Genomic DNA, 23,684 nt, shown 5'->3' on the forward strand with positions numbered 1-23,684 from the left:
CAGACCGCCCAGAAAGCGCAAAGGTCTAACCTTGCCCGGATCGACCGGACGCCGCGAAAGGCTCCGGTCGTCGTCAGGCGGATAGCAGCCGCAGGGCGGCTCGACCTTGCGCGTTCCGCTCCGGACACTCGCTCTGGATCGAAACAAGGAGACCCGGGTGGTCACTCGACGCGCGTTTGCCGGTGGCATGACCCTTGGGGCAGCGGCCCTCGCCACCCTGCCTGCCGCTGCGCAGGCAGGAGAGCAACCGCCGCAGTATCCGGCGGCGCCATGGACCGGCGCCGGAACGGTGCGCCGCGCGGGGGGAGAACTCCATTACGTCTCGCTGGGAGAGGACGGCGCGGCGCTGCCCGTAGTCCTACTGCACAAGCTGGGCGGCTGGGTCGCAGACTGGCGCGACGTGGCACCCGCGCTTGCGCGTGGTCGTCGCGTTATCGCCATCGACTTGCCCGGCCACGGTGCCTCGCGCTGGCAGGGAACACCGCCGCAAGTCCAGACCGTAATGGAAACGGCGACACTGGTGCTTGGCGCGCTTCAGGACATGGGACTGCCCCAGGTCGACCTCGTGGGGACGTCGCTCGGTGGCTGCGTGGCAGTCGCCATGGCGGCGCTCGCGCCGGAGCGCGTGCGGCGGCTGGCCCTGCCATGCTGCGTCCTCGGCCCGGCGAGCACGCACGAGCAGGTCGCTGCCAAGGAAAAGGGCCAGGCCGCGATGTTCACCGCCGAGGGCGATCCTCTGCCCGGCGATCCGGGGCTGGCCCGCGACATCTTCGGTCTGCGCGACTTCGAGCGCATCGGCGCCGAGCAGAACGCCAGCCGCGCTCGGGCCGGACGCTGGATCCGCCCGCACGAACGCGGCGTCGCATACACCGATTTCGTAGAACTCATGCGCCGGATCACCGCGCCCACCCTGCTGCTTTACGGCGGGCACGACACGTTCTTCCTCAAGTATCGCCCGACCGCAGAGGCAAATCTTCGCGATGTGCGCAGCGTGGTGCTTTCGGACGCGAGCGGCTTCCCGGTGCAGGACGACCCGCAGGAGACGGCCTTGGAACTCGTGCGCTTTTTCGCCTGATCCGCACGCGCGGGATCCCGCGAGGACCTCGGCGCATTGAACAGGGAACCGGTATCAACGAGGAACCCGCAATGCCCGCAAGGTCCAAAGCCCAGCAGAAAGCCGCCGGAGCCGCCCTGTCCGCGAAGCGCGGCGAAATGCCCATGTCGAAGCTTCAGGGCGCTTCGAAGGAAATGGCGGCGTCCATGACCGAACGGCAACTCGAGGATTTCGCCTCCACCAAACGCAAAGGCCTTCCCGAACACAAGCACTGATTGTTTCGGTCAAACGAATGAAGCCTCGGTGTGTGGAGGTCACGTTTGGGTGGTAAGTTGCCGGTGGTCAGCCGAGCAATCGCTGAGCCTCTACTGGAGAATCTGTCATGACATGCACGGTCACGTCCAACGTCACTATGACGAAATGCCGCCACTCCCGGCCGTAAAGCGCGCCGTTTCTGAGCAATACTCTGGCAATCCATTCTGAGCCTATGACTTCCTGAAAAGGCCAAGGGACTGCTCGTAGGATCGGGTCAGGCATTAACGATGCAGGACTGAAAATTGCCGGGTCTGAGAATTCCTCATAAACTTTAACCGCCTCTATGCTTCCGAACATGAGGCGCACCGGGCAGGCCACAACTGTGTCGTCGTATTGGGCTGTTGCTAGGAGTGTCCTGCCGTCAGACGACAAATGGACACTGCCGAGCATTTGCTCGGGTAGGTCATTGAGTGGCTCCCATTTACGCAAACGCTCAGAAGATATGTTCATTTGAGCTTTATCTGTTCATAGGCCAACATCCGCAACGGGGCGTTCGCTGACTGTCCGAATTTGTCCACGCAGCCTAGGCCGTCAGCCGCCGGTGGCAGGCCATGAGCGACAGGGCGATCCCTGCGACCCCCGCGCCGAACACCATATCCACCAGGTAATGCGTGCCCTCGACCGGCGTGGACAGCAGCATCCCTGCATTGAGCCCAACGATCCACCAGCGCAGCGCTGGAATGCGCCAGCCCGCCGCGATGTAGAGCACCGCCGCCGCCGTATGGAAACTCGGCGCCGAGACGATCCCGCGCAAGTGGCCCAGATCAACGACGTGAACCTGATAGGCCCTTAGCGCCGGGATCAGGCCCTCCTGCCACTGCTCGCTTTCGGGCATGTAGGGGATCGCAGCATGCCACAGGTAGGAGAACGGGCCGATGGCGGGCATCAGGCTGAACAGCAGCAGGGTGATGATCGTGGCCAGCCAGAACCCGGCGATGAAGCGATAGGCCTCGTCATGCCGCCCGTCCCGCGCCGCGCACCACAGCAGCACTACGGGAGTGACGTAAATGCTGCGATAGACCACCGTGCCCACCGCCTGCAGCACCGGATGCGCGGCGACGAGGCGGTAGAGGCTCACCCAGTCGAACCCCATGGCCACGTCGATCGCCTGAAGCCGTTCGTCGGCATAGCCGCTGGTCAGGGCCGCCACCGGGTAGCTGGCGGTGGCGCCCATCAGCGAGATCATCGTGAAGATCGCGGCGTACTCGCTGAAATGCGCGAGCGGCAGCGCATGGCGCCAACTGGTTCGGGGCAGGACGAAGCGCGCGAGCAGGGCGAGCAGCCCGGCGGCGTAGAATGGCCGATTGCCCGCCTGCCACGGATCGATGACGAGTTGCGCCCGGTGCATCAGCACGGTCAGGACGGCAAGGCTCAGCAGCATCGCGCCCCAGACCTGCGGCCGGATCGCCGGGCCGGAGCGGCGCAGTTCCACGAGCGCCGGAGTGATCGCGGCAACAGGCGTCGCGGTGCCAGTGGGAACGGTCGTGGCCCACCGGGGCGGCGTCGATTGCATTGGTCGTGGATCCTGGGCGATAAGTGCGAACGAGAAGCCTATCGCCGCTTAAGCCTCCATGAACCAGTGGAATTGTGCGTGGGTCAGGCCGGAACCAGCCCCGCCTCGATCCTTTCGCGCACGTGGACGGGCCATTCGACCGGGCGGTGGTCGTTCAGGTCCATGCATACCAGCACCACTTGCGCGCGCAGGCGGTCGCGGCCTTCACCAGCGAACACGACTTCGATCCCGCAGCTGGTACGACCAAGCCGCTTGGCGGTGACGGTCATCTCCAGCCGGTCGCCGAGGCGGCTGGGCGAGACGAATTCGACGTCCAGCTTCACCGTCGGCACGCCGATGTGGTGTTCCAGATGCATGGATGCGAAGTCCATGCCGAGGTCCTGCGCGAACCAGTCTTCCACCGCGCCGTTCAGCATCTCGAAGTAGCGGGGGTAGAAGACGATCCCCGCTGGGTCGACATGCGCGAAGCGCACTTGCGTGGAGGTGGTGAAAGGCATCGGCGAGAGGTCCTAGAGAATGGAAGTCTTGAGCTGGGTCAGCAGGGTCAGAAGCTGGCGCTGGCTGTCCTCGGGAAAGTCGGCGAGGGCTTCGCGCACCCAGCCGTGGTGGGCCTCTGCCAGTACGGCGAACTGGACGCGGCCGTTCGGCGTGAGCGAGACGATGGCGGAGCGGGCGTCTTCCGGGTCGGTGTACGAAGAGACGAGGCCCTGTTCCTGTAACTGGCGCACGATCGCGGTGACGTTGCCGTTCGACACCAGCAGCGCGCGCGACAGTTCGCCCATGCGCAGGCCGTCCGGCGCGCGGTCGAGCGTCGCGAGGATGTCGAAACGGGGCAGGGTGGTGGAGAACTGGTCCTCGAAATTGCGGCGCAGGCGCTTCTCGATGATCTTCGCGCAGTCGAGCAGGCGCACCCAGACGCGCAAGTCGAGCGTGCCGGACGGCGCGGTGCTGCCGGGAATCGTCTTTTCCATCGTCGCCAAGGCTCCTCGTTCTCCAGGAGGTTCCATAGCGGGGGATGCGATTATGTCGATTCCTGCAGGCATAAAGTTTCTTTCGGGCAAGCAACCCTGCGTTGAAGCAGACCCTTCGACAGGCTCAGGGTGAGCGGGGTTGGAATGAACCTCCCAATTCCGCTCAGGCTGAGCTTGTCGAAGCCCCGGCCGCGGGGCGCGAGGGTCAGGCTCGTGCGCCCTCCGCCTGTTTCGCGGCGCGCATCGCCATCTGCTGGCCCAGTTTGTAGGGCGCGGGGATCGGCTGTTCCTCATACCCGGCCGAGGCCGCCGCGCGCAGCGTCCACACCGGGTCGAACAGGTGCGTGCGGCCCAGTGCGACGAGGTCGGCGCGGCCTGCCGTCAGGATCGAGTTGACCTGATCGGCATCGGCGATGTTGCCCACCGCGATCGTCGGTACGCCTGCCTCGTTGCGGATCTGGTCGGCGAACGGGGTCTGGAACATGCGGCCGTAGACCGGGCGGCCTTCGGGCGCGGTCTCACCGGCGGAAACGTCGACGATGTCCACGCCCGCTTCGCGCAGCAGCCTGGCGATTTCGACCGCCTCGGCAGGGGTCACGCCCGCTTCGCCGACCCAGTCGTTGGCGGAAATGCGCACCGCCAGCGGCTTGTCCTGCGGCCATGCGGCGCGGACCGCCTCGACCACGCGCAGCGGGAAACGCATGCGGTTTTCAAGGGAGCCGCCAAAGGCGTCGTCACGCGCGTTCATCACCGGGGTGATGAAGGCCGAGAGCAGGTTGCCGTGGCCCGCCTGCACTTCGAGCATGTCGAAGCCAGCCTTGTCGGCCAGCATGGCGGTCGCGACGAATTGCTGGACGATCCGGTCCATGCCCTTCGCGTCCAATGCCTGCGGGACCGTGCCGCCCTTGCGCCACGCCTGCGCGCTGGCGGAGACGATCGGCCACGGCGCGTCCATCGGCACGTCGTAGCCCACACCTTCACCGGGCACCTGACACGCGGCGCGGGCACCGGCATGGCCGATCTGCGCGCAGGTCTTGGCCGCCGAGTGCTGATGCGCGAACTGGTTGAACGCCGTCCAGCGCTCGGCCTGACCGTCATGCCACAGGCCGGGGCAGGCGGGGGTGGTGCGGCCCTCGGGCGCGACGCTCAGCATCTCGGTCACCACCAGACCCGCTCCGCCCAGCGCGCGCGAGCCGTAGTGGACCGAATGGAAGTCGTTGGCATAGCCGTCGGCATCCGCCGAGTACGTCAACATCGCCGGGATCACCACCCGGTTGGGCACCGTCATCCCGCGCAAGGTATAAGGCGTGAACATCGGCTGCAGCGGCACGTTACGGCCTTCGTTGCCTGCCCAGAACCAGCGCTCCAGCCCTTCCAGCCAGGCGGCGTCGCGCAGGCGCAGGTTTTCGTGGCTGACGCGCTGCGAGCGGGTCATCAGCGAATAGGCGAACTGCGGCAGGTCGAAGCCGAGGTAACGGTCCAGCGTCTCGAACCACTCGGTCGAATTGCGGGCCGAGTTCTGGATCTTGAGCACCTCGACATGGCGCTCCTCCTGATATTCGGCTAGCGCGGCGGCCAGTTCCTCGCGGCCCGTAATGCCGGGGCGGTCCAGCACTTGCGCCAACTTGATCGCGTCTTCCAGCGCCAGCTTGGTGCCCGAACCGATCGAGAAGTGCGCGGTGTGCGCGGCATCCCCAAGCAGCACGACGTTGTCGAACGACCACTGCTTGCAGATCACGCGGCGGAAGTTGATCCACGCTGCCGAACCGCGCAAGTGCGTGGCGTTGGAGATCAGCGGGTGACCGTCCAGATGGCGGGCGAAGATTGTCTCGCAGAGCGCGATCGAATCGGCCTGCTCCATCGCGTCGAGGCCAAGGCCGGTCCACGTTTCGGGCGAGCATTCGACGATGAAGGTCGAATGCGTCTCGTCGAAGCGGTAGGCGTGCGCCCAGATCCAGCCTGCGTGAGTCTTCTCGAAGATGAAGGCGAAGGCATCGAACAGCTTGGTGGTGCCCAGCCAGGAGAACTTGTTGGTCTTGGTCTGGATATCGACGCCGAACTTCTCTTCGTTGGCGGTGCGGACCATCGAATTGATGCCGTCCGCCGCCACGATCAGGTCGAAGTCCGCGAACTGCGACAGGTCCGCGTCGAACTGCGTCTCGAAGTGCATCACGACGCCCAGCTCGCCCGCGCGGGCCTGCAGGATCTGCAGCAGGTGCTTGCGGCCGATGCCGATGAAGCCGTGGCCCGAGGAACTGACGGTGTTCTCGCCCACGGTGACGTCCACGTCGTCCCAGTGCGCGAAGCTTTCGACGATGGTGGCGGCGCTGACCGGATCGTTGGTCTGCAGATTTGCCAGCGTCTGGTCGGAGAAGACGACGCCCCAGCCGAACGTGTCGCCCGAGCGGTTGCGCTCGAACACGTGAACCTCATGCGCGGGGTCGCGCAGCTTCATCGAGATCGCGAAATAGATACCGGCAGGTCCGCCGCCGAGGCACGCAATACGCATGGATGTCTCTCCTGAATTGCTTCATGCCTAAACTAATATGGTTGCACGTGCAAGTTTAATCGGAGTGGAGATGTGTGGGCGGTCCGTGGGCTTATGGCTGACCCTCACGCTTACACGTCCGTCACCCTGAACCTGTTTCAGGGTCCATTCCTCGGTGTAAACCGGAGCGAAGTGCCGTGGTGCCGCGCTGGCCGCTCGCTATTGCAACGGCAGGGCGCGGGGCCCGATGAACCCTGAAACAAGTTCAGGGTGACAAGCGTATGGGCCGAGGTGGATCGCTCACGGCATGCAGTCCCGGATCAGGTCCGGGACGACGAATTAATCCAGATTGTCGTAGAGCCGCCCGAGCAGGTCCAGCATCTTCGAAAAGTCCCCGGCCGAGAAACCCCGGATGATCTTTTCATAAAGCGGCGCGGTCACTTCGCGCGCTTGCGCCAGCTTCACGCGGCCTTCCGCCGTCATGCGGATCTCGGTCACGCGGCCGTCCGTTTCGCTCGGCGTCGTCTCGATCAGCCCGGCCTTGGTCATGCGCTCGACGATGCGCATCATGGTGGAGAGGTTGATCACCGCCGACTTCGCCACCTGACCGATCGCCAGCGGCTCGTGCTCGCCCAGGATCATCAGTACGCGCCAGGTCGGGATGTCGATGCCGATGCCGCGCAGGCCCGACTCGATGACCACGTTGTACCGGCTGGCGGCACGGTTCAGCAGGTAGAACGGATAAGTGTCGAGGCGGAAGTCCTCCGATCCCGGGTTACCGAAAGGGCGCAAATCCTCGCTCATCCTAAGCTCCAGCAGGCCAAAACGCCCGGCATGACATTTTAGTTGCATATGCAACTTAATCCGATACTCTTCGCCGTAATGGTCCAACAGGAGGCCCAAGTCCATGACAGACGTTCTCGCTTCTCTCGCCCATGCGCTGACGGCCGGTGACATCACCGTCGTCGATCTGACCCAGACCCTCTCCGAAGACACCCCGCTGCTGGTGCTGCCCGAGCCGTTCGGGCAGACGGCGGCGTTCTCGCGTCAGGAAATCTCGCGCTACGACGAGCGCGGCGTCGCATGGCACTGGAACAACTTCACCGTGGGCGAGCACACCGGCACGCACTTCGATGCGCCGGTCCACTGGGTCTCGGGCAAGGACCTGCCGGACAACACCATCGACAAGGTGCCCGCGCAGAAGCTGGTCGCGCCTGCCGTGGTGCTCGATTTCTCGGCCGAATGCGCCTCGAACCCGGACTTCCTGCTGACGGCCGAGCATATCAGGGGCTGGGAAGCCGAGCACGGCGCCATTCCCGCCGGTGCCTGGGTGCTGTTCCGCACCGACTGGTCGAAGCTGGACGTCGATGCCTACACCAACCGCAAGGAAGACGGTGCCCACACCCCGGGTCCGGACGCCTCCGCGATCCAGTACATCCTCGACCGCGATGCGCTGGGCTTCGGCGTCGAGACGATCGGCACCGACGCAGGGCAGGCGCATCTGCTTGAGCCGATGTATCCGGCGCACACGCTGCTGCACGGCGCGGGCAAGTACGGCCTGCAGTGCCTTGAAAACCTCGACAAGCTGCCCGCCACCGGCGCGATCGTGATTGCCTCGCCGCTCAAGATCCTGGGCGGTTCGGGCAGCCCGCTGCGCGTCCTCGCGCTCGTTTCGGAGTAAGGGCAAGTGGCGGAGCGTTCATTCAAGAAGGAAGTCCTCAAGCTCACTGCGGGCGAGGGCGAGGTCTTCACCGGCGAAGGCATCCTCGCGGTCACCAAGGGGCTGCTGCAGTCGGGCGTGGCTTATGTCGGCGGCTATCAGGGCTCGCCGATCAGCCACCTGATGGACGTCTTCGCCGACGCCAACGATCTGCTCGAAAGCCTCGGCGTCCATTTCGAGGCGAGCGCCTCGGAAGCGACGGCGGCGGCGATGCTGGCGGCCTCGGTTAACTACCCCTTACGCGGCGCGGTCGCGTGGAAATCGGTGGTGGGGACCAACGTGGCGTCGGACGCGCTGTCCAACGTCTCGTCGGGCGGCGTTACCGGCGGCGCGCTGGTGATCGTGGGCGAGGACTACGGCGAAGGCTCCTCGATCATGCAGGAGCGCACCCATGCCTTCGCGATGAAGTCGCAGATGTGGCTGATCGATCCGCGCCCGAACCTGCCCAGCATCGTGGACTCGGTGGAGCAGGGCTTCCGCCTCTCCGAAGCCTCGAATACCCCGGTCATGCTGCAGCTGCGCGTGCGGTCTTGCCACATGACCGGCTCGTTCGTGGCGAAGGACAACGTGCGCCCGCCGCTGACGGTGGGCGAGGCGGCGGCCAGCCCGGTGCGCGATACCGACCGCATCGTGCTGCCGCCTGCGAACTTCCTTCACGAAGTCGAGAAGATCGAGAAGCGCTGGCCCGCCGGCATCGCCTATGTCCGCGACAACAAGCTGAACGAGTGGTTCGGGCCTGAGGAAAGCCCTGGAGATTCTGGCGAGGGCATCGGCCTGATCGTGCAGGGCGGCCTCTACAACAACCTCAACCGCGCGATGGAACTGATCGGGCTGGCGGACTCCTATGGGGTCAGCAAGCTGCCGATCTACTGCCTCAACGTCGTCTACCCGATCATCCCTGAGGAAGTCGCCGCGTTCTGCAAGGGCAAGCGCGCGGTGATGATCCTTGAGGAAGGCCAGCCCGAGTTCATCGAGCACGAACTCAACACGCTGATCCGCCGTGAGGAGCTGGACACCCGGATCGTCGGCAAGGACATGCTGCCGCGCTCGGGCGAGTACACCGCCGACGTGATCCGCAAGGGTCTGGCGAAATTCCTCGAAGCCTATGCGCCTGCGCTGGCTCCGCAGTTGGAAGCGGCCAACCCGCTGCCCGCACCCGTGGCCAAGGAAATCCCGCAGCGCCCCGCAGGCTTCTGCACCGGCTGTCCGGAGCGCCCGATCTTCACCGCGATGAAGCTGGTGGAGCGCGAGCTTGGTCCCACGCACGTCTCGGCGGACATCGGCTGCCACCTGTTCTCGATCCTGCCGCCGTTCAACATCGGCAACACGACGATGGGCTATGGCCTTGGTGCGGCGGGTGCCTCGGCGTTCAAGCCCAAGGAAGGCGAGGGGTCAAAGCGGTCGATCGCGATCATGGGCGACGGGGGCTTCTGGCACAACGGCCTGACCTCGGGCGTCGGCAATGCGGTGTTCAACAAGGACGACACCGTCACGATGATCATCGACAACGGCTATTCGGCGGCCACCGGCGGTCAGGATATCCTGTCGTCGCGCGCCGAGAACGCCAATCGCGTGACCAAGAACCCGATCACCAAGGCAGTGCGCGGTGTCGGCGCGAAGTGGGTGCGCGAGACGCATCGCACTTATGACCTCAAGGGCATGACCTCGATGCTGCGCGAAGCGCTGACGACCGAGGAAAAAGGCCCCAAGGTCATCGTCGCGCAGTCCGAATGCATGCTCAACAAGCAGCGGCGCGAGAAGAAGGCGACTTCGGCGAAGCTGAAGGCGGGCGAGCGCGTGGTGCGCGAGCGCTTCGGCGTCGACAGCGACACCTGCACCGGCGATCACAGCTGCATCCGCCTGTCGGGCTGCCCGTCGTTGACGATCAAGCCCAACCCGGACCCGCTGCGGCAGGACCCGGTGGCGCATGTCGAGAACTCCTGCGTGGGCTGCGGCCTGTGCGGCGAGGTGAGCCATGCGGCGGTGCTGTGTCCCAGCTTCTACCGCGCGCAGATCGTCGCCAATCCAGGCAAGTTCGAACGCTTCAAGGCGAAAGTCAGCGGCGCGATCATGGCCCGCTGGCAGGCCGGCGCCGACAAGGCCCGCGCGGCGCGCGCGTTCTGAAGCCATTCCTCCCCGTTGCGCAGCAATGGGGAGGGGGACCGCCGACGCAGTCGGTGGTGGAGGGGGCGGAACCCAGCCCGTCCCCTCCGTCAGCCCTGACGGGCTGCCACCTCCCCATCGCTTCGCGACAGGGAGGATGAAGCAAGAGAGTGAGAGACACCACCATGACGATCGCCAACGAAAACCGCATCACCATCGCCATCCTCGCCCTCGGCGGACAGGGCGGCGGCGTGCTGGCCGACTGGATTCAGGAAGTCGCCCGCGCCGAGGGCTGGCTGGCGCAGGGCACCTCGGTCCCCGGCGTGGCGCAGCGCACCGGCTCGACCGTGTACTACGTCGAACTGGCGAAGCCCGACGGATCGGGCCGCCTGCCGGTGATGGCGCAGATGCCGATGCCGGGCGACGTGGACGTGGTTGTCGCCTCCGAACTCATGGAAACCGGTCGCGCACTGCTGCGCGGGTTCTCCACCGCGGGGCGCACGACGCTGATCGGCTCCACCCACCGCATCTACGCCATCGGTGAGAAGCAGGCGATGGGCGACGGCCGTGGCAACGGCGAAAAGATCATCGAGGCGGCGTACCAGCGTTCGAAGCGCTTCATCGGCTTCGACATGGAAGCCGCGACCGACCGTTCGGGCAGCGTCATCAGCGCGATCATGTTCGGCGCGCTGGCGGGCAGCGGCGGCTTGCCCTTCGCTGCCAACACCTATCGCGCCGCGATCGAGCACAGCGGCATCGCGGTGAAAAGCAACCTCAAGGGATTCAAGGAAGGCTTCGACCGCGCCCAGCAGCCCGTCGCCAGGCCGGATGAGATCACGCACGACCTCCCCGTGCCGACCACCGAGCAGGGCCGCGCGCTCGCCGCGCGCATCGCCGCGAACCTGCCCCCGCCCGCGCAGGCCAACGCCCTGCACGGCGTCGCCAAGCTGATGGACTGGCAGGACGGCGCCTATGCCGCGCTCTACCTCGATCGCCTCGAAACCGTCGCCTCGCTCGATGCCGCCCCGTTCGAGCTGACCGCCGAGACCGCGCGCCACCTCGCGCTGTGGATGGGCTATGAAGACACCATTCGCGTCGCCGACCTCAAGACGCGCGCCAGCCGCATCACCCGTGTACGCGGCGAAGTGAAGGCGGGCGACGAGCAGATCCTCTCGATCACCGAATTCATGCACCCGCGCCTGCAGGAAGTGTGCGAGACGCTGCCCGCCGGGATCGGCCGCCGCATCCTCGCCAGCAAGGGTCTGACGAAGCTGCTCGGCCGCTTCTTCACCGAAGGGCGCCATGTCGAGACGACCGGCCTGCGCTGGTTCCTGGCGCTGCGCACCGTTGCGGCGATGCGGTCGATCCGCCCACGCTCGCTGCGCTACATCGAGGAGCAGGAGCGCATCGAGCACTGGCTGGAACTGGTGCGCACCGAGGCAGCCAAGGACCGCGAACTGGCGCTGGAACTGGTGCTGTGCCAGCGGCTGATCAAAGGCTACGGGGATACCTTCGAGCGCGGCCTCGGGAACTTCCAGCGCATCGTCGCCGAACACGCCCGCGCTCCCCGGGATGCGGCAGGCGTCCGCACTTTGCGCGAATTGGCGCTGGCGGACGACAAGTCGAGCGGGCTGACCGAAGCCCTCGCAGGTTGATGGCCGGATCGGGGCGATCCTTGCGGGATCGCCCCGATCCGCTCAGTTCCCGGCCCGCTTCGCGCTGTCCCTGAAGGATAGCGCGAACACCACCGCGACCACGGCGGCCAGTGCCGAGGGGATCAGCCAGAAGCCGGTCCAGTCGACCTCGTGCCCGTTCGTGCCGCTGCTGTGCGCGACGTAGACGGCGTTCGCCAGCAGGCTGCCGATGATCGAGCCGACACCCCAGGTGACGAGCGCGAGGAACGACTGCGCGCGGCCCCGCGTCTCGGTCGGGAAGCGCTGGTCCACCCAGATCTGTCCGGCGACGAGAAAGAAGTCGAAGCACACGCCGTGCAGCGCCAGCGCGACCAGCAGCATCGGCATATGCGGGCCGCCCGCGTCGAAGCCGAAGGCGAACAGCGCATAGCGTGCGGTCCATGCCAGCATGCCGACGAGCAGCACCGTCTTCATCCCGAACCAGCGCAGGAACAGCGGCAGCAGCAGCAGGAAGCCGACTTCGGAAACCTGCCCGATCGTCTGCACCCCTGCCGCCGCGCCGACGCCCACGCCGACCAGGAACGGGTTGGCATAGGCGTAGTAGAAGCTCAGCGGGATCATCAGCAGCAGCGAGCAGCCGATCAGCGCCCAGAACGAGCGGTCGCCGCCCTTGATCGCGTCCAGACCCAGCAGTCCGGCAAGGCCCACGCGCTTCGAACTGGCGGCCGGAGGAGTGGCGGGCAGCGTGAAGGCATAGAGGCCGTAGAGCACCGAAACCCCGGCCGCCATGCCCAGGGGTAGCGCAGTCTCCTCCGCACCCAGCCAGCCGACGAGCAGGCCCGCGACGATCCAGCCGATCGTGCCCAGCACGCGGATCGCGGGAAACTCCTTCGCGGTGTCCGTCATCGCGGCGAAGGCGATCGCGTTCGACAGGGCGAGAGTGGGCATGTAGGCCAGCAGCACGCCCAGTGTCAGCGCGAAGACGAGGCCCGGGTCGCTCCCCGCGAACGAAAGCGCGAGCAGCGCGCCGCCGCCTGCCAGATGCAGCACGCCGACCACTTTCTGCGCGGAGAGGTAGCGATCGGCTATGGCGCCGACGAACAGCGGCGACAGGATCGCTGCCCAACCCTGCGCCGAAAACATCGTGCCGATCCACGAGCCGAGACCGGCGTGCATCAGATAGCTGCCGAACGGCACCCACCACGCACCCCAGACGAAATACTGCAGAAACATCATCAGCGAGAGGCGCACTCTTGTGCCGATATCCATGACCCGGTTCCCCTTCCTTTCTGCGACGCCATCGTTCTCGCCCGTGCCTGACGTCGGGCGCCGGATTTTTCCGCGGGTGGCGCTGTGTCGCGGCCAACTCAAGCGGAAAGTGAGCCTGAATTTCCCGACATAGGGATTTAGTTCACGACTGAATTATCTGGATTGATGCGCTCCGCGCACTTTGACGCTGCCAGGGGGTGTCATGGTGGCGGAGCCATTACGCGGTCGGGGGGCGTCAGGCTCGCCGGTCCTCGACCTGCTTTCTCCGTTCCCAGTATCGGTCTCCACCGAGTGGTCGGAGGAATGCGCGTGGGCGCTACCGGGGTATCCGGACGTAAAAGCGAGATAATATGTTTGTACGGACAATTTACATTATGAATGTCTTGAGCAATGGTCCGCGTTCGCAGCCCGCACAGACGGGCAAGCAACCGAACGAGGATGAATTGAATGCGGATACGCCACGCTCTCATGGTTTCCGGCCTTGCGCTGACGGTGGTGCCACAAGGCGCGTTCGCGCAGTCGCAGGCTTCCGATGGCAATGATACGACTTACCGCACCCTGCTCGCGCTGATCGACGAGATGGTCGCCAACAAGCTCATCACGCGCGAAAAAGCGGATGCGCTGGTGGAGAATGCAAGAGCCAAGGCCGCGCTGGGAGATGGGGTTCCTCCGCAGTCCGTTGCCCCCGTACAATCGGCCAATGCTCAGGATCGCGCCATGAGCACCGCCGCCGTCCCGATGATGGCGGCAGATTCTCCCGAACCGAGCGTCGAAGTCGCCGCTGTCGAAGCCGGCAACGCGCAAGTTGGCAGGGGCGCCGGCGGAGTCGACGTCCCGGCCGATCTCAATGTCGACTGGAGCCGCGGCGCACCGGTCTTCTCCAGCAAGGACGGCAATTTCACCTTCAAGCCGCGCGGGCGCATCCTGGCCGACATCTCGTCGACCAGCGGGTCCGACTACGATCGCCGCAACATCACCGTCTCCACTTTGCGCCAGTTCCGCTTCGGCGGCGTCGGCACAGTGGGCCAGCACCTGTTCTACCAGTTCGAGGCTGATTTTCGCCGCAACTCGGTCGAGGTCGTGAACACCTTCCTGGGTTACAAGACCAAGTTCGGGAAAGTCGACGCCGACATCCGCGCGGGCAACCTCATCACCGACCGTGGTATCGACATCGGCACGGCGGCAACCGCCAACCCCTTCATCACCACCAACATCAACACCATCGCGCTGGCGACGCAGGGCGGGCGGGCGTACCTGATGGGCATCGCTGCCAGGGCCGGGCAGAAGAACTGGCACTGGAGCGTGGCGGTCCACGGGGACGCGCTGGATTCGGACTTCACCCGCAACGACCACCGCATGTTCCTGAGCCGCGCGCACTGGAACCCGATCCTGACCGACAAGGCCATCGTCCATGTCGGCGGATGGGCATATTCGGAGCACATCCCCGCCGCGACTGCTTCCGTGGCGGTCAACCAGTTCATCTCGGGCGCGCTCAACAACAGCGTGCAGGTGAACGCGGCGACGCTGACCGGCGCGACCGGATCGAAGGCGTTCGGCCTCGAATTCGGCGGCGTCTACGGCCCGGTCTACGCCTTCTCCGAATATGGCGAGCGCCATGTGAAGGGTGGCCCGGCCGCCGCCTTCGACACCGCGAAGTTCAAGACGCTGTCGGTCAACGGCGGCTTCTGGCTGACCGGGGAGAAGCCGACCTACACCTCGGTCAGCGGCACATACGTAGCTCCGAAGGTGCTGAGCCCGATCACCGAAGGCGGCTCCGGCGGCATCGAACTCGTCGCCCGCTACGAACACCAGGACAGTTCCGGCGCGCCGCTGGGTGGCACCGGCTGGGCGGCCACGGCGGGGGTGAACTGGTATCTTACAAACTACTTCCGCCTGATGCTCGACGGCATCCACTGGGAAACGAACAACCTCACTGGATCGTATCTCGGCAAGGATTCGGGGAACACAATCGCCGCGCGGGCCGAAGTCGCTTTTTGACATCCAGACGCTTGCACGAACGCATGTCCGTGATATTGTCCGGACAAACATACAAGGAGAGTCGATAACATGACGTTGACCGCGCAGAAGGTCGGTGAGAACCGGTATCGCGCCAGCTATGGCCGCTATCTGGAAGACTTCACCGTTGGCGACATCTATGAGCATCGCCCCGGTCGAACGATCACCGATGCCGATAACATCCAGTTCTCGCTGATGACGATGAACTACCATCCGATGCACTGCGATGCGCACTTCGCGAAGCAGAGCGAGTTCGGCAAGCTGCTGGTCAACAGCGGCCTCAGCCTTGCCATCGTGCTGGGCATGACGGTCAACGACGTCAGCGGGAAGTCGCCTGCGAACCTCGGCTGGACCGACATCAAGCTGACTCATCCGGTCTTCGCCGGCGATACGCTCTATGCCGAATCCGAGGTTCTCAATGTGCGCGAATCCGCTTCGCGGCCGACCCAGGGCATCGTCACCACGCGTACGCGCGGTTTCAACCAGGACGGCAAGATGGTGATGGAATTCACGCGCAACTCGCTGGTCTACAAGCGCGGCCGCGCGCCGGGCGATGTCCCCGCATAAGCGGACGCGTCATTCCAGCATACGACAGGACAGCCCCGGGCGCCTTGCGAACGACCTCGACAGGAGGCGGGAAGCGTCCGGCGGTAAGGAGAGGATTATCGTGACTTCGATGCCAACAACCGTTCACGCAGGAGCCAGGCTGGATCGCCTGCCGGTTTCGCGTTTCCACTGGCGCATCCTCGGCCTTATCAGCGCCGGCGCGTTCCTTGACGCTTTCGACGTCTACCTTGCGGGTGGCGTGATGGCTGCCGTGAAGTCGGAAGGCTTCGGCACTTTGCCGCAGGCGGCGGCCTTCATGTCGATGACATTCCTCGGCATGCTGCTCGGCGCGGCCATGGCGGGCTATGTCGGCGACCGGTTCGGCCGCCGCTATTCCTATCAGTTCAACCTCGCGCTCTTCGGGTTCGCATCCATCGCGGCGGTTTTCTCTCCCTCGATGACGTTCCTGATCGTCTGCCGTTTCATCATGGGCCTTGGACTGGGTGCGGAACTGGTCGTCGCGGCGGGTACGCTGGGCGAGTTCATCCCGCCAAGCCATCGCGGCCGGTGGGGCGCTATACTGGGCGCGATCATCGGTTCGGGTCTGTTGATCGCCACCTCGATCGGCTACCTCGTGATCCCGAACCTGGGCTGGCGCTACATGTTCGCCATCGCGGGCGCCGGTGCCATCGGAATCTGGATCCTGCGCAAGACCATGCCGGAATCGCCGCGCTGGCTGGAATCGGTCGGCCGCACGCAGGAGGCCGAGGCCGTCCTGCAGCAGATCGAGGCGGAGATCACCGCCGAGAAGGGCCCGCTCGCCCCTTATGCGAAGACCGCATCCGCCGCCCCGGCCCATGCACCGCTTTCCCGCCTCTTTGCATCGGACATGCGCGGACGGCTTGCCGCCGCGACGCTCACGGCCATCGCCGCCAACGTCTCCGTTTACGGCTTCGTCGCCTGGCTGCCGACCTTCCTTGTGAGCAAGGGGCAGACGATGGTGCAGTCGCTGGGCTTCACCACGCTGATGTCGTTCGGCAGCATCGCCGGTTCGCTGGTCGCCGTGGCGATTGCCGACAAGGTGTCGCGCCGCGCTTCGCTCATCATCGCGGGCCTGCTCATCATCCTGTTCGGCGCGATCTATCCCAACGTCGAGGGCACGGTGCCGCTCGCCATCGCCGGCTTCCTGCTGGTGAGCAGCATCTATATGCTGACCGCGATCGGGCTGTTCCTCTACGTGCCGGAGATGTTCCCGACCGCCTATCGTCTGCGCGGCACCGGCTTTGCCGGGATGTGTGCCCGCGCCGGTTCGATGCTGACGCCGTTCATGACCGTGTGGCTGTTCGAAAACGTCGGACTTGAGGGCGTCCTCATGATGGTCGGCACGGTGCTGGCGCTGATGATGATCGCCGTGATCGCGGTGCGCGTCGAGGGACGCGGGGCCTCGCTCGACGCCATTGCGCAGGATCCGGACGCAGCCCCGGCCCGGCGCACCGTCGGCCTCGCGGGAGAGTGAAGATGATTGCCCGGACTTATGCCGAATTCGCGAGCGGGCTGACGCTTGATGCCGTGCCCGAGCGGGTGCGCGAGCGCGCCTGCCACCTCATGCTGGACTCGATCGGCACCGGCATCGCCGCCCTTGGCGAGACCTGGGGGCAGAGCGCCTTCGCAGCGGCGCGGGATCTGGGGGAGGGGCGCTCGCCCGTCCTCGGCCACGGACGATCGCTGGCCCCGCGTGAGGCGGCGCTGGTCAATGGCCTCCTTATGCATGGTCTGGATTACGACGACACACATTCGCGCGGCATCATCCATGCGACGGTGAGCAGCCTTCCCGCTGCCCTTGCCGCCGCCGATAATGCCGGAGCGAGTGGCGCCGATCTGCTGCGTGCCTACATCATCGCCATGGAAGTCTCCACCCGCGTCGCCAGCGTCGCGGCCGGGGGCTTCCACCGCCACGGCTTCCACCCAACAAGCCTGTGCGGTGCTTTCGGGGCGACGGTGGGCGCGGGTCTCCTGATGGGGCTCGATGCGCAGCAGATCGGCATGGCGCAGGGCATCGTCCTGTCGATGGCGGGCGGCAGCCTCGAATTCCTGGAGGACGGCGCCTGGACCAAGCGCCTGCATCCCGGCTGGGCGGCCAGCTCCGCGCTGACCGCCGCGACGATGGCGAAGCACGGCTTCGTCGGGCCGAAGGCGGCATATGAGGGGCGCTTCGGCCTCTATTCCCTCTACCTGCGCGATGGCGCGCCGGCCGGCCTGGCCGATGCCTGCGCGGGACTTGGGGAAAGCTGGGAGATCGAGAACGTCTCGGTCAAGCCGCTGCCGGCCTGCCACATGACCCATGCCGCCGGCGATGCCGCCGCCGCGATCTGCGCCGAGCATGGCCTTTCGGGTGATGACATCGCGCGCGTCGTGGTGCTGGTCCCCGAAGCGGTGATCCCCATCGTGTGCGAGCCTTCCGCACCCAAGAAGGTCCCGGCGACCAGCTACGACGCGCAGTTCTCGATCCCCTACATCGTCGCCACGGCGCTGCTGAAGGGCCGCTTCACGCTGGACGAACTGGACGGCGCGGCGCTGGCCGATCCGGATGTGCTCAAGCTGGCGCAGAAGGTCGATTATGCCGTCGATCCCGATACCGACTATCCGGTCCACTTCACCGGCGAGGTTATCGTCGAGACCACGGATGGCCGCCGCATCGCGAAGCGCGAGGCGGTGAACCGGGGCGCGGCGGACCGTCCGCTTTCCAATGCCGAAATCCGCGCCAAGTACGACGACAACGCCGCCCGCCGCGTGACCGCCGTGCAGGCCGCCGCGATCGCCGATGCCGTGCTGGACATCGCCAACCATCCCGCAGCGCGCCTGAGCGACCTGCTCGCCGCTGCTGTCCCTGTTGAAATTCGAGAAGGAACCGCCGCGTGAACATGGAAAGCCCGATCACCAGCCAGGGCGCGACGCCCGAAGAGGAACAGATGATCCTCGACACCGTCGAGAAGTTCCTTGAGGCCGAAGTGAAGCCCTACGTCCACCAGCTGGACCATGACGACGAATACCCGCAGGCCATCGTCGACAAGATGAAGGAGCTGGGCTTCTTCGGTCTGATGATCGATCCGGAATTCGGCGGCTTCGGCATCTCGACGCTGACCTATGCGCGCATCATCGAGAAGATCTCGGCGGTGTGGATGTCCGTCTCGGGCATCATCAATTCGCACATGATCATGGCGATGACCGTGCAGCGCTGCGGTACTGACGAGCAGAAGGCGCATTACCTCCCGAAGTTCGCCACCGGCGAACTGCGCGGCGGCATCGGCCTGACCGAGCCCGACGCGGGCACCGACCTGCAGAACATCCGCACCGTCGCCAAGCGCGAGGGCGACGAGTACGTCGTCAACGGCAACAAGATGTGGATCACCAACTCGGGCTCGGGCAACTGCATCCTGCTGCTGGTCAAGACCGACCCGACCGCAGAGCCGCGCCACAAGGGTATGAGCCTGCTGATCGCCGAGAAGGGCCCGGGCTTCGTCGTCTCCAAGAAGCTGGAGAAGCTGGGCTACAAGGGTATCGACAGCTGCGCGCTGGCCTTCGAGGACTACCGCGTGCCGGTCGAGCGCCTTGTCGGCGGCGTCGAGGGCAAGGGTCTGAAGCAGGTGCTGGGCGGTCTGGAACTGGGCCGCATCAACGTGGCCGCGCGCGGCCTCGGCATCGCGCAGGCGGCGCTGAACGAGGCGGTCGCCTATTCGCAGACCCGCAAGACCTTCGGCAAGCCGATCTGCGAACACCAGGCGATCCAGCTCAAGCTGGGCGAGATGGCCACCCGCGTCACTGCCGCCCGCCTGCTGACCGAGAATGCCGCAATGGCCTACGACCGCGGCGAACGCTGCGACATGGAAGCGGGCATGGCCAAGTTCTTCGCCACCGAAGCCGGTCTTGAAAACGCGACCGAGGCGATGCGCATCTTCGGCGGCTACGGCTATTCCAAGGAATATCCGATCGAGCGCCTCTACCGCGACGCCCCGCTGCTGACCATCGGCGAGGGCACCAACGAACTGCAGCGCATCATCATCGCCAAGCAGATCATCGCAAGGAACCCGGCATGAACGCCCCCGCTTCCGATATCACGGCGGACACCGCGCAGCCCGGCCTGCAGCCGCTGGCGGGCCTGCGCATCGTCGCGGTCGAGCAGTACGGCGCCGGGCCCTTCGGCACCCAGCAGCTGGCCGACCTCGGCGCCGAGGTCATCAAGATCGAGAACCACAAGGATGGCGGCGACGTGGGCCGTCATGTCGGCCCGTACTTCTTCGGCCCCGAGGACAGCCACTTCTACGAAGCGTTCAACCGCAACAAGAAGAGCCTTGGCGTCGACCTGAAGAGCGCCGAGGGCCGCGCCGTCCTTGAGCGTCTGGTCGCTTCGGCGGACGTCGTGTTCAACAACCTGCGCGGCGATCTGCCGGCGAAGCTGGGCCTCGATTACGCCAGCCTCTCAGCCGTCAATCCGCGCATCGTCTGCGCCCACCTTTCGGCCTATGGCCGCACCGGCAGCCGCGCCAACTGGCCGGGCTACGATTACCTGATGCAGGCCGAGGCGGGCTACCTCTCGCTGACCGGCGAGCCGGAGGCGCCGCCTTCGCGCTTCGGCCTTTCGATCATCGACTTCATGACCGGCACCACCGCCGCGATGGCGATCCTGGCGGGTGTCGTCTCGGCGCGGGCGCAGGGCGTGGGCCGTGACTATGACGTCAGCCTGTTCGACGTGGCGCTGTCCAACCTTAACTACGTGGCCGAATGGTATCTCAACGGCGGTGTCACCGTGGGCCGCACGCCGCGTTCGGGCCACCCGTCGCTGACACCCAGCCAGCTCTACACCACGCAGGATGGCTGGATCTTCATCATGTGCAACAAGGAGAAGTTCTGGCAGAACATGGCGCCGCTGATCGGCAAGCCCGAATGGGCGTCCGATCCGCGCTACGCCACGTTCAAGGACCGCCTTGAGAACCGCGCGGGGTTCAACGCGGATCTCGACGCCGTGCTAGCCACCCGCACCACTGCTGAGTGGATGGAGATCTTCGCGGGCAAGGTGCCTGCCGCGCCGGTGCTCGACGTGGGGCAGGCGCTGGAAAATCCCTTCGTTCGCGAACAGGGTCGCATCGTCGACTTCGCCCACCCGGACCATGGCGCACTTCCCGGCGTCGCCTCGGCGGTGCGCGCAAGCGGTGCCGAACATCCCGCCAGAGCCGCGCCGAAACTGGGGCAGGATACCGACGATGTGCTGGTCTCGCTCGGCTTCGGCGTTCCGGAAATCTCGGCCCTGCGCGAAAAGGAGATCATCCGCTGACATCTGCCGTGTCTTTGGTTTACGGAGGATTGTCCGGACCACCGGACAATCCAGTCGTGCCGAGGGGACATGAGATGACGCCGCCGCTCCAACAGCAACCCCGCTACCTGCAGCTTGCCCAGACCCTGATCGCGGAGATCGAGGCGGGACGTTTCCCGGTGGGAGCGCTGATCCCCACGGAATTCGAGTTGTGCGCGCAGTTCGGCGCCAGTCGATTCACCGTGCGCGAAGCCATCAAGCGGCTGGTGCAACTGGGTATGGTGACGCGGCAGGCCGGTGTCGGCACTCGCGTCGTCGGTCCACGCCAGCAGGGCGGCTATGTGCAGGTGATCGAAGGGCTGAGCGACCTTCACCGCTTCACTTCCGAAACGCGGCTGGAACTGCACGGACGCGAGGTGATGGAAATCACCGGCGATCTTGCCGGGACGCTGGAGGCGAAGCCGGGTGAGGCGTGGCTGGTGCTCGATGCGGTACGCCGTACCGAGGCTGGTGTCGCGATCGCCCTGTCGCGGATCTACATTCATCCCGCCTTTCGCGGCGTCACGCTTGCCGACGCGGACGATCACACCCCGATCTACACGCGGATCGAGCAGCAGTTCGGGGAACGGATCGTAGAGGTGCAGCAGACCATCGAGGGCTTCGCCGTCGATGCGCGGTCGGCCGAGCGGCTGGGCGTCAAGCGCGGCGCGCCTGCCCTGCGGGTAACCCGCAAGTACAACAACCGGCGGGGCGAGGTGGTCGAGATGGCCGTCAGCACGCACCCCGCCGATCGCTATTCCTATTCGCAGACCTTCCGCCGCGACGATCGCGGCAACCTGACCTGAGAGGACCTTTCCATGTCGCTGCCCGCCCGTTCCATCCTGTTCGTGCCCGGCGACCGCGCCGATCGCTTCGAGAAGGCGGCCTGCAGCGGCGCGGACATGGTGGTGCTCGATCTTGAGGACGCGGTGTTGCCGGATCACAAGGTCGCCGCGCGCGACACGATCTACCAGGCGCTGGCAATGCTCGCCGAACCGCGCTTCGTGGTGCGGGTCAACAGTTTGGGAACCCCGTGGCATGAGGATGATGTCTGGGCGCTGGCGGGGCTGCCGGGGCTTGCCGGGCTGATGCTGCCCAAGGCGGAGAGGGCTGAGGATTTTGTCGATATGCGCCGGGCCAAGGTACCGCTGCACGCGCTGGTGGAAACGGTGCGAGGAGCGCTGGATCTGTCGGGTCTGTGCGGCGCGGAGGGCCTCGTGAGGCTGCATTTCGGCACCGTCGATTTTCAGGTCGATGCGGGTATCGACGGCGACCGGGAGGAGATCGATGCGATCCGTACCCAGATGGTGCTGCACTCGCGGCTGGCCGGCCTCCAGGCGCCGGTCGACGGCGTCTCGGTCGACCTTGCCGACGTGGAGGGAATGGCGCGGGATGCGGCGCGGTCGCGCCGCTTCGGTTTCGGCGGCAAGCTTTGCGTCCATCCCCGGCAGGTCGCGCCGGTGAACGCGGCATTTTCGCCCAGCGCGGCTTCGGTCGACTGGGCCCGCCGCGTGGTCGATGCCCTGTCGAACGGTCACGGCGCGGTGGCGGTCGACGGCAAGCTGGTCGACAAGCCCATCGTCGATCGCGCACACCGCGTGCTGGCGCAAAGCGAGAGCTACGGCGTGGTCGCCTGATCCCCACCTGATCGGCGCCTTTGGGGCTTGCGGCGGGGTACTCAGGGCGTGTGCGGGATGGTGCCGCCTGCCGGTCGATCGGGTCGCAGGCGGATCAGGCCTTCCTGCACGGTGCTGGCGACAAGGCGCCCGTCGCGGGTGTAGATGCTGCCTGCGGCCCTGCCGCGCCCACGGCCTGCCCAGTTGCTTTCGGTGGCGTAAAGCAGCCAGTCGTCCAGTGGAGCCTCTTCATGGAACCACACCGCGTGATCGAGACTGGCGGTCTGCATGCTCGTCTCGAACATGTTCACACCGTGCGGGATCAGCGCCGAACTCAGCAGAGCATAGTCGGAAACGTAGGCGAGCATGACCCGCTGCAGTGACGCGTCCACCGGGATCGATCCGCGCAGGCGGAACCATGTGCGCGAGACCGGCAGGTCCTTGCCTTGTTGCAGGAACGAGGGATAGCCGACCGGGCGCATCTCGAATGCGGAACGGCGTTCGAGATAGGCGCGCGCGACCTCGCCGATGTCCTCGCCATACTGCAGGGCCAGCGCATCTAGCGGCAGCAGCCCTTCCGGGTCGGGCACGCGCGGCATCGGTGATGCATGCTCGAGACCGGTTTCGAGCCTGTGGAACGAGGCTGTCAGCGTGAGCAGAGGCGCCTCGTTTTGCAGCACGACCGTCCGGCGTACCGCGAAACTGCCGCCATCGAAATCGCGCTCGACTTTCAGGAGCAACGGTTCCGCCTCGCGCCCCGGCCTGAGAAAGTGGGCGTGAAGATTGTGCGCGATCTTGTCGTCGACGGTATGCCGGGCCGCGTTGAACGCCTGGGCGACGAGCTGGCCGCCGAAGCATCGCCCGGTGGCTCCGGGTATGGGCGGAGCGCGGAACAGGTCGTCGTCGATCCGTTCCAGCGCGAATTGCCGCGCGAAGCCGTCAACCAGGTCGTCGTCAGAGTAATGTCCGGACAAATCAAGCATGGACATGCCATAGCCGAATGGCGGTAACGATCAAGCGCTTCGCGCCGCCTTGTCTCGCCAGGAGCGGTCCGAAGCCCCATATCGGATTTGAGAGCAAGAAACAGAGCGC

Annotated in this window: 21 protein-coding genes; 13 read left to right on the forward strand and 8 right to left on the reverse strand. The window is 65.8% G+C overall.

Annotated elements, in window-relative coordinates; all coding sequences use genetic code 11:
• Window positions 1-187 precede the first annotated feature (187 nt).
• Both PKE80_RS19030 and PKE80_RS19035 read left to right on the forward strand, forming a co-directional pair.
• Complete coding sequence (locus tag PKE80_RS19030; protein WP_271183851.1) at window positions 188-1,075, forward strand: alpha/beta fold hydrolase; 888 nt, start codon at window positions 188-190, stop codon at window positions 1,073-1,075.
• Window positions 1,076-1,146: 71 nt separating this feature from the next.
• Window positions 1,147-1,329 carry a DUF3008 family protein gene (locus PKE80_RS19035; RefSeq protein WP_271183852.1) on the forward strand — a complete coding sequence of 61 codons (183 nt, stop codon included), beginning with the start codon at window positions 1,147-1,149 and terminating at the stop codon, window positions 1,327-1,329.
• 67 nt (window positions 1,330-1,396) lie between these two features.
• On the opposite strand, the gene PKE80_RS19040 is transcribed toward PKE80_RS19035, so the two are convergent.
• The 6 genes from PKE80_RS19040 to PKE80_RS19065 form a co-directional block, all read right to left on the reverse strand.
• Window positions 1,397-1,819, reverse strand: coding sequence for a hypothetical protein (locus PKE80_RS19040; RefSeq protein WP_271183853.1), 423 nt, complete (start codon window positions 1,817-1,819; stop codon window positions 1,397-1,399).
• 73 nt (window positions 1,820-1,892) lie between these two features.
• Window positions 1,893-2,882 carry a phosphatase PAP2 family protein gene (locus PKE80_RS19045; protein WP_271183854.1) on the reverse strand — a complete coding sequence of 330 codons (990 nt, stop codon included), beginning with the start codon at window positions 2,880-2,882 and terminating at the stop codon, window positions 1,893-1,895.
• Window positions 2,883-2,965: 83 nt separating this feature from the next.
• Window positions 2,966-3,379, reverse strand: coding sequence for an acyl-CoA thioesterase (locus tag PKE80_RS19050; RefSeq protein ID WP_271183855.1), 414 nt, complete (start codon window positions 3,377-3,379; stop codon window positions 2,966-2,968).
• A gap of 12 nt (window positions 3,380-3,391) precedes the next feature.
• On the reverse strand, window positions 3,392-3,853 hold the full coding sequence (locus tag PKE80_RS19055) for a MarR family winged helix-turn-helix transcriptional regulator (protein ID WP_008831914.1): 462 nt from the start codon (window positions 3,851-3,853) through the stop codon (window positions 3,392-3,394).
• Window positions 3,854-4,058: 205 nt separating this feature from the next.
• The gene (locus PKE80_RS19060) at window positions 4,059-6,362 is read right to left on the reverse strand and encodes a bifunctional salicylyl-CoA 5-hydroxylase/oxidoreductase (protein ID WP_271183856.1); all 2,304 of its coding nucleotides are present in this window, start codon (window positions 6,360-6,362) and stop codon (window positions 4,059-4,061) included.
• A 318-nt stretch (window positions 6,363-6,680) separates the two neighbouring features.
• Window positions 6,681-7,145: a MarR family winged helix-turn-helix transcriptional regulator gene (locus PKE80_RS19065; protein ID WP_271183857.1), complete on the reverse strand. Its 465-nt coding sequence runs from the start codon at window positions 7,143-7,145 to the stop codon at window positions 6,681-6,683.
• 103 nt (window positions 7,146-7,248) lie between these two features.
• Between PKE80_RS19065 and PKE80_RS19070 the strand changes: the two genes are divergently transcribed.
• The 3 genes from PKE80_RS19070 (at window position 7,249) to PKE80_RS19080 (ending at window position 11,819) form a co-directional block, all read left to right on the forward strand.
• Window positions 7,249-8,022: a cyclase family protein gene (locus tag PKE80_RS19070; RefSeq protein ID WP_271183858.1), complete on the forward strand. Its 774-nt coding sequence runs from the start codon at window positions 7,249-7,251 to the stop codon at window positions 8,020-8,022.
• Window positions 8,023-8,028: 6 nt separating this feature from the next.
• The gene (locus PKE80_RS19075) at window positions 8,029-10,185 is read left to right on the forward strand and encodes a ferredoxin family protein (protein WP_271183859.1); all 2,157 of its coding nucleotides are present in this window, start codon (window positions 8,029-8,031) and stop codon (window positions 10,183-10,185) included.
• Between the two features lie 149 nt (window positions 10,186-10,334).
• The gene (locus PKE80_RS19080) at window positions 10,335-11,819 is read left to right on the forward strand and encodes an indolepyruvate oxidoreductase subunit beta family protein (RefSeq protein WP_271183860.1); all 1,485 of its coding nucleotides are present in this window, start codon (window positions 10,335-10,337) and stop codon (window positions 11,817-11,819) included.
• Between the two features lie 42 nt (window positions 11,820-11,861).
• Here the strand turns inward: PKE80_RS19080 and PKE80_RS19085 are convergent, their stop codons facing one another.
• Window positions 11,862-13,067: an MFS transporter gene (locus tag PKE80_RS19085; protein ID WP_271183861.1), complete on the reverse strand. Its 1,206-nt coding sequence runs from the start codon at window positions 13,065-13,067 to the stop codon at window positions 11,862-11,864.
• Window positions 13,068-13,514: 447 nt separating this feature from the next.
• Between PKE80_RS19085 and PKE80_RS19090 the strand changes: the two genes are divergently transcribed.
• The 8 genes from PKE80_RS19090 (at window position 13,515) to PKE80_RS19125 (ending at window position 22,613) form a co-directional block, all read left to right on the forward strand.
• A complete protein-coding gene (locus tag PKE80_RS19090) occupies window positions 13,515-15,065 on the forward strand; it encodes an OprO/OprP family phosphate-selective porin (protein ID WP_271183862.1) in 1,551 nt (516 codons plus the stop codon).
• Between the two features lie 69 nt (window positions 15,066-15,134).
• Window positions 15,135-15,650 carry a MaoC family dehydratase gene (locus PKE80_RS19095; RefSeq protein WP_271183863.1) on the forward strand — a complete coding sequence of 172 codons (516 nt, stop codon included), beginning with the start codon at window positions 15,135-15,137 and terminating at the stop codon, window positions 15,648-15,650.
• 109 nt (window positions 15,651-15,759) lie between these two features.
• Window positions 15,760-17,145, forward strand: coding sequence for an MFS transporter (locus tag PKE80_RS19100; RefSeq protein ID WP_271184015.1), 1,386 nt, complete (start codon window positions 15,760-15,762; stop codon window positions 17,143-17,145).
• A 2-nt stretch (window positions 17,146-17,147) separates the two neighbouring features.
• The gene (locus tag PKE80_RS19105; protein WP_271183864.1) at window positions 17,148-18,548 is read left to right on the forward strand and encodes an MmgE/PrpD family protein; all 1,401 of its coding nucleotides are present in this window, start codon (window positions 17,148-17,150) and stop codon (window positions 18,546-18,548) included.
• 2 nt (window positions 18,549-18,550) lie between these two features.
• Window positions 18,551-19,723, forward strand: a complete 1,173-nt coding sequence (locus PKE80_RS19110) for an acyl-CoA dehydrogenase family protein (protein WP_271184016.1) — start codon at window positions 18,551-18,553, stop codon at window positions 19,721-19,723.
• Window positions 19,720-20,958: a CaiB/BaiF CoA transferase family protein gene (locus PKE80_RS19115; RefSeq protein WP_271183865.1), complete on the forward strand. Its 1,239-nt coding sequence runs from the start codon at window positions 19,720-19,722 to the stop codon at window positions 20,956-20,958. Before PKE80_RS19110 ends, PKE80_RS19115 begins: the two co-directional genes overlap by 4 nt.
• A gap of 74 nt (window positions 20,959-21,032) precedes the next feature.
• A complete protein-coding gene (locus tag PKE80_RS19120) occupies window positions 21,033-21,782 on the forward strand; it encodes a GntR family transcriptional regulator (RefSeq protein WP_271183866.1) in 750 nt (249 codons plus the stop codon).
• A 12-nt stretch (window positions 21,783-21,794) separates the two neighbouring features.
• Window positions 21,795-22,613: an HpcH/HpaI aldolase/citrate lyase family protein gene (locus PKE80_RS19125; RefSeq protein WP_271183867.1), complete on the forward strand. Its 819-nt coding sequence runs from the start codon at window positions 21,795-21,797 to the stop codon at window positions 22,611-22,613.
• Between the two features lie 41 nt (window positions 22,614-22,654).
• Here the strand turns inward: PKE80_RS19125 and PKE80_RS19130 are convergent, their stop codons facing one another.
• Window positions 22,655-23,575, reverse strand: coding sequence for an acyl-CoA thioesterase (locus PKE80_RS19130; RefSeq protein ID WP_271183868.1), 921 nt, complete (start codon window positions 23,573-23,575; stop codon window positions 22,655-22,657).
• Between the last annotated feature and the right edge of the window lie 109 nt (window positions 23,576-23,684).

It is taken from the genome of Novosphingobium resinovorum, from assembly GCF_027922145.1.
GTDB lineage: Bacteria > Pseudomonadota > Alphaproteobacteria > Sphingomonadales > Sphingomonadaceae > Novosphingobium > Novosphingobium resinovorum.

What these genes read in the sequence shown, in the direction of transcription:
- PKE80_RS19110 (WP_271184016.1), top strand. Translation starts at nt 18,551, where the DNA reads ATGGAAAGCCCGATCACCAGCCAGGGCGCGACGCCCGAAGAGGAACAG.
- PKE80_RS19090 (WP_271183862.1), top strand. Translation starts at nt 13,515, where the DNA reads ATGCGGATACGCCACGCTCTCATGGTTTCCGGCCTTGCGCTGACGGTG.
- PKE80_RS19105 (WP_271183864.1), top strand. Translation starts at nt 17,148, where the DNA reads ATGATTGCCCGGACTTATGCCGAATTCGCGAGCGGGCTGACGCTTGAT.
- PKE80_RS19100 (WP_271184015.1), top strand. Translation starts at nt 15,760, where the DNA reads ATGCCAACAACCGTTCACGCAGGAGCCAGGCTGGATCGCCTGCCGGTT.
- PKE80_RS19120 (WP_271183866.1), top strand. Translation starts at nt 21,033, where the DNA reads ATGACGCCGCCGCTCCAACAGCAACCCCGCTACCTGCAGCTTGCCCAG.
- PKE80_RS19070 (WP_271183858.1), top strand. Translation starts at nt 7,249, where the DNA reads ATGACAGACGTTCTCGCTTCTCTCGCCCATGCGCTGACGGCCGGTGAC.
- PKE80_RS19085 (WP_271183861.1), bottom strand. Translation starts at nt 13,067, where the DNA reads ATGGATATCGGCACAAGAGTGCGCCTCTCGCTGATGATGTTTCTGCAG.
- PKE80_RS19050 (WP_271183855.1), bottom strand. Translation starts at nt 3,379, where the DNA reads ATGCCTTTCACCACCTCCACGCAAGTGCGCTTCGCGCATGTCGACCCA.
- PKE80_RS19055 (WP_008831914.1), bottom strand. Translation starts at nt 3,853, where the DNA reads ATGGAAAAGACGATTCCCGGCAGCACCGCGCCGTCCGGCACGCTCGAC.
- PKE80_RS19040 (WP_271183853.1), bottom strand. Translation starts at nt 1,819, where the DNA reads ATGAACATATCTTCTGAGCGTTTGCGTAAATGGGAGCCACTCAATGAC.
- PKE80_RS19045 (WP_271183854.1), bottom strand. Translation starts at nt 2,882, where the DNA reads ATGCAATCGACGCCGCCCCGGTGGGCCACGACCGTTCCCACTGGCACC.
- PKE80_RS19060 (WP_271183856.1), bottom strand. Translation starts at nt 6,362, where the DNA reads ATGCGTATTGCGTGCCTCGGCGGCGGACCTGCCGGTATCTATTTCGCG.
- PKE80_RS19130 (WP_271183868.1), bottom strand. Translation starts at nt 23,575, where the DNA reads ATGCTTGATTTGTCCGGACATTACTCTGACGACGACCTGGTTGACGGC.
- PKE80_RS19030 (WP_271183851.1), top strand. Translation starts at nt 188, where the DNA reads ATGACCCTTGGGGCAGCGGCCCTCGCCACCCTGCCTGCCGCTGCGCAG.
- PKE80_RS19035 (WP_271183852.1), top strand. Translation starts at nt 1,147, where the DNA reads ATGCCCGCAAGGTCCAAAGCCCAGCAGAAAGCCGCCGGAGCCGCCCTG.
- PKE80_RS19115 (WP_271183865.1), top strand. Translation starts at nt 19,720, where the DNA reads ATGAACGCCCCCGCTTCCGATATCACGGCGGACACCGCGCAGCCCGGC.
- PKE80_RS19065 (WP_271183857.1), bottom strand. Translation starts at nt 7,145, where the DNA reads ATGAGCGAGGATTTGCGCCCTTTCGGTAACCCGGGATCGGAGGACTTC.
- PKE80_RS19095 (WP_271183863.1), top strand. Translation starts at nt 15,135, where the DNA reads ATGACGTTGACCGCGCAGAAGGTCGGTGAGAACCGGTATCGCGCCAGC.
- PKE80_RS19125 (WP_271183867.1), top strand. Translation starts at nt 21,795, where the DNA reads ATGTCGCTGCCCGCCCGTTCCATCCTGTTCGTGCCCGGCGACCGCGCC.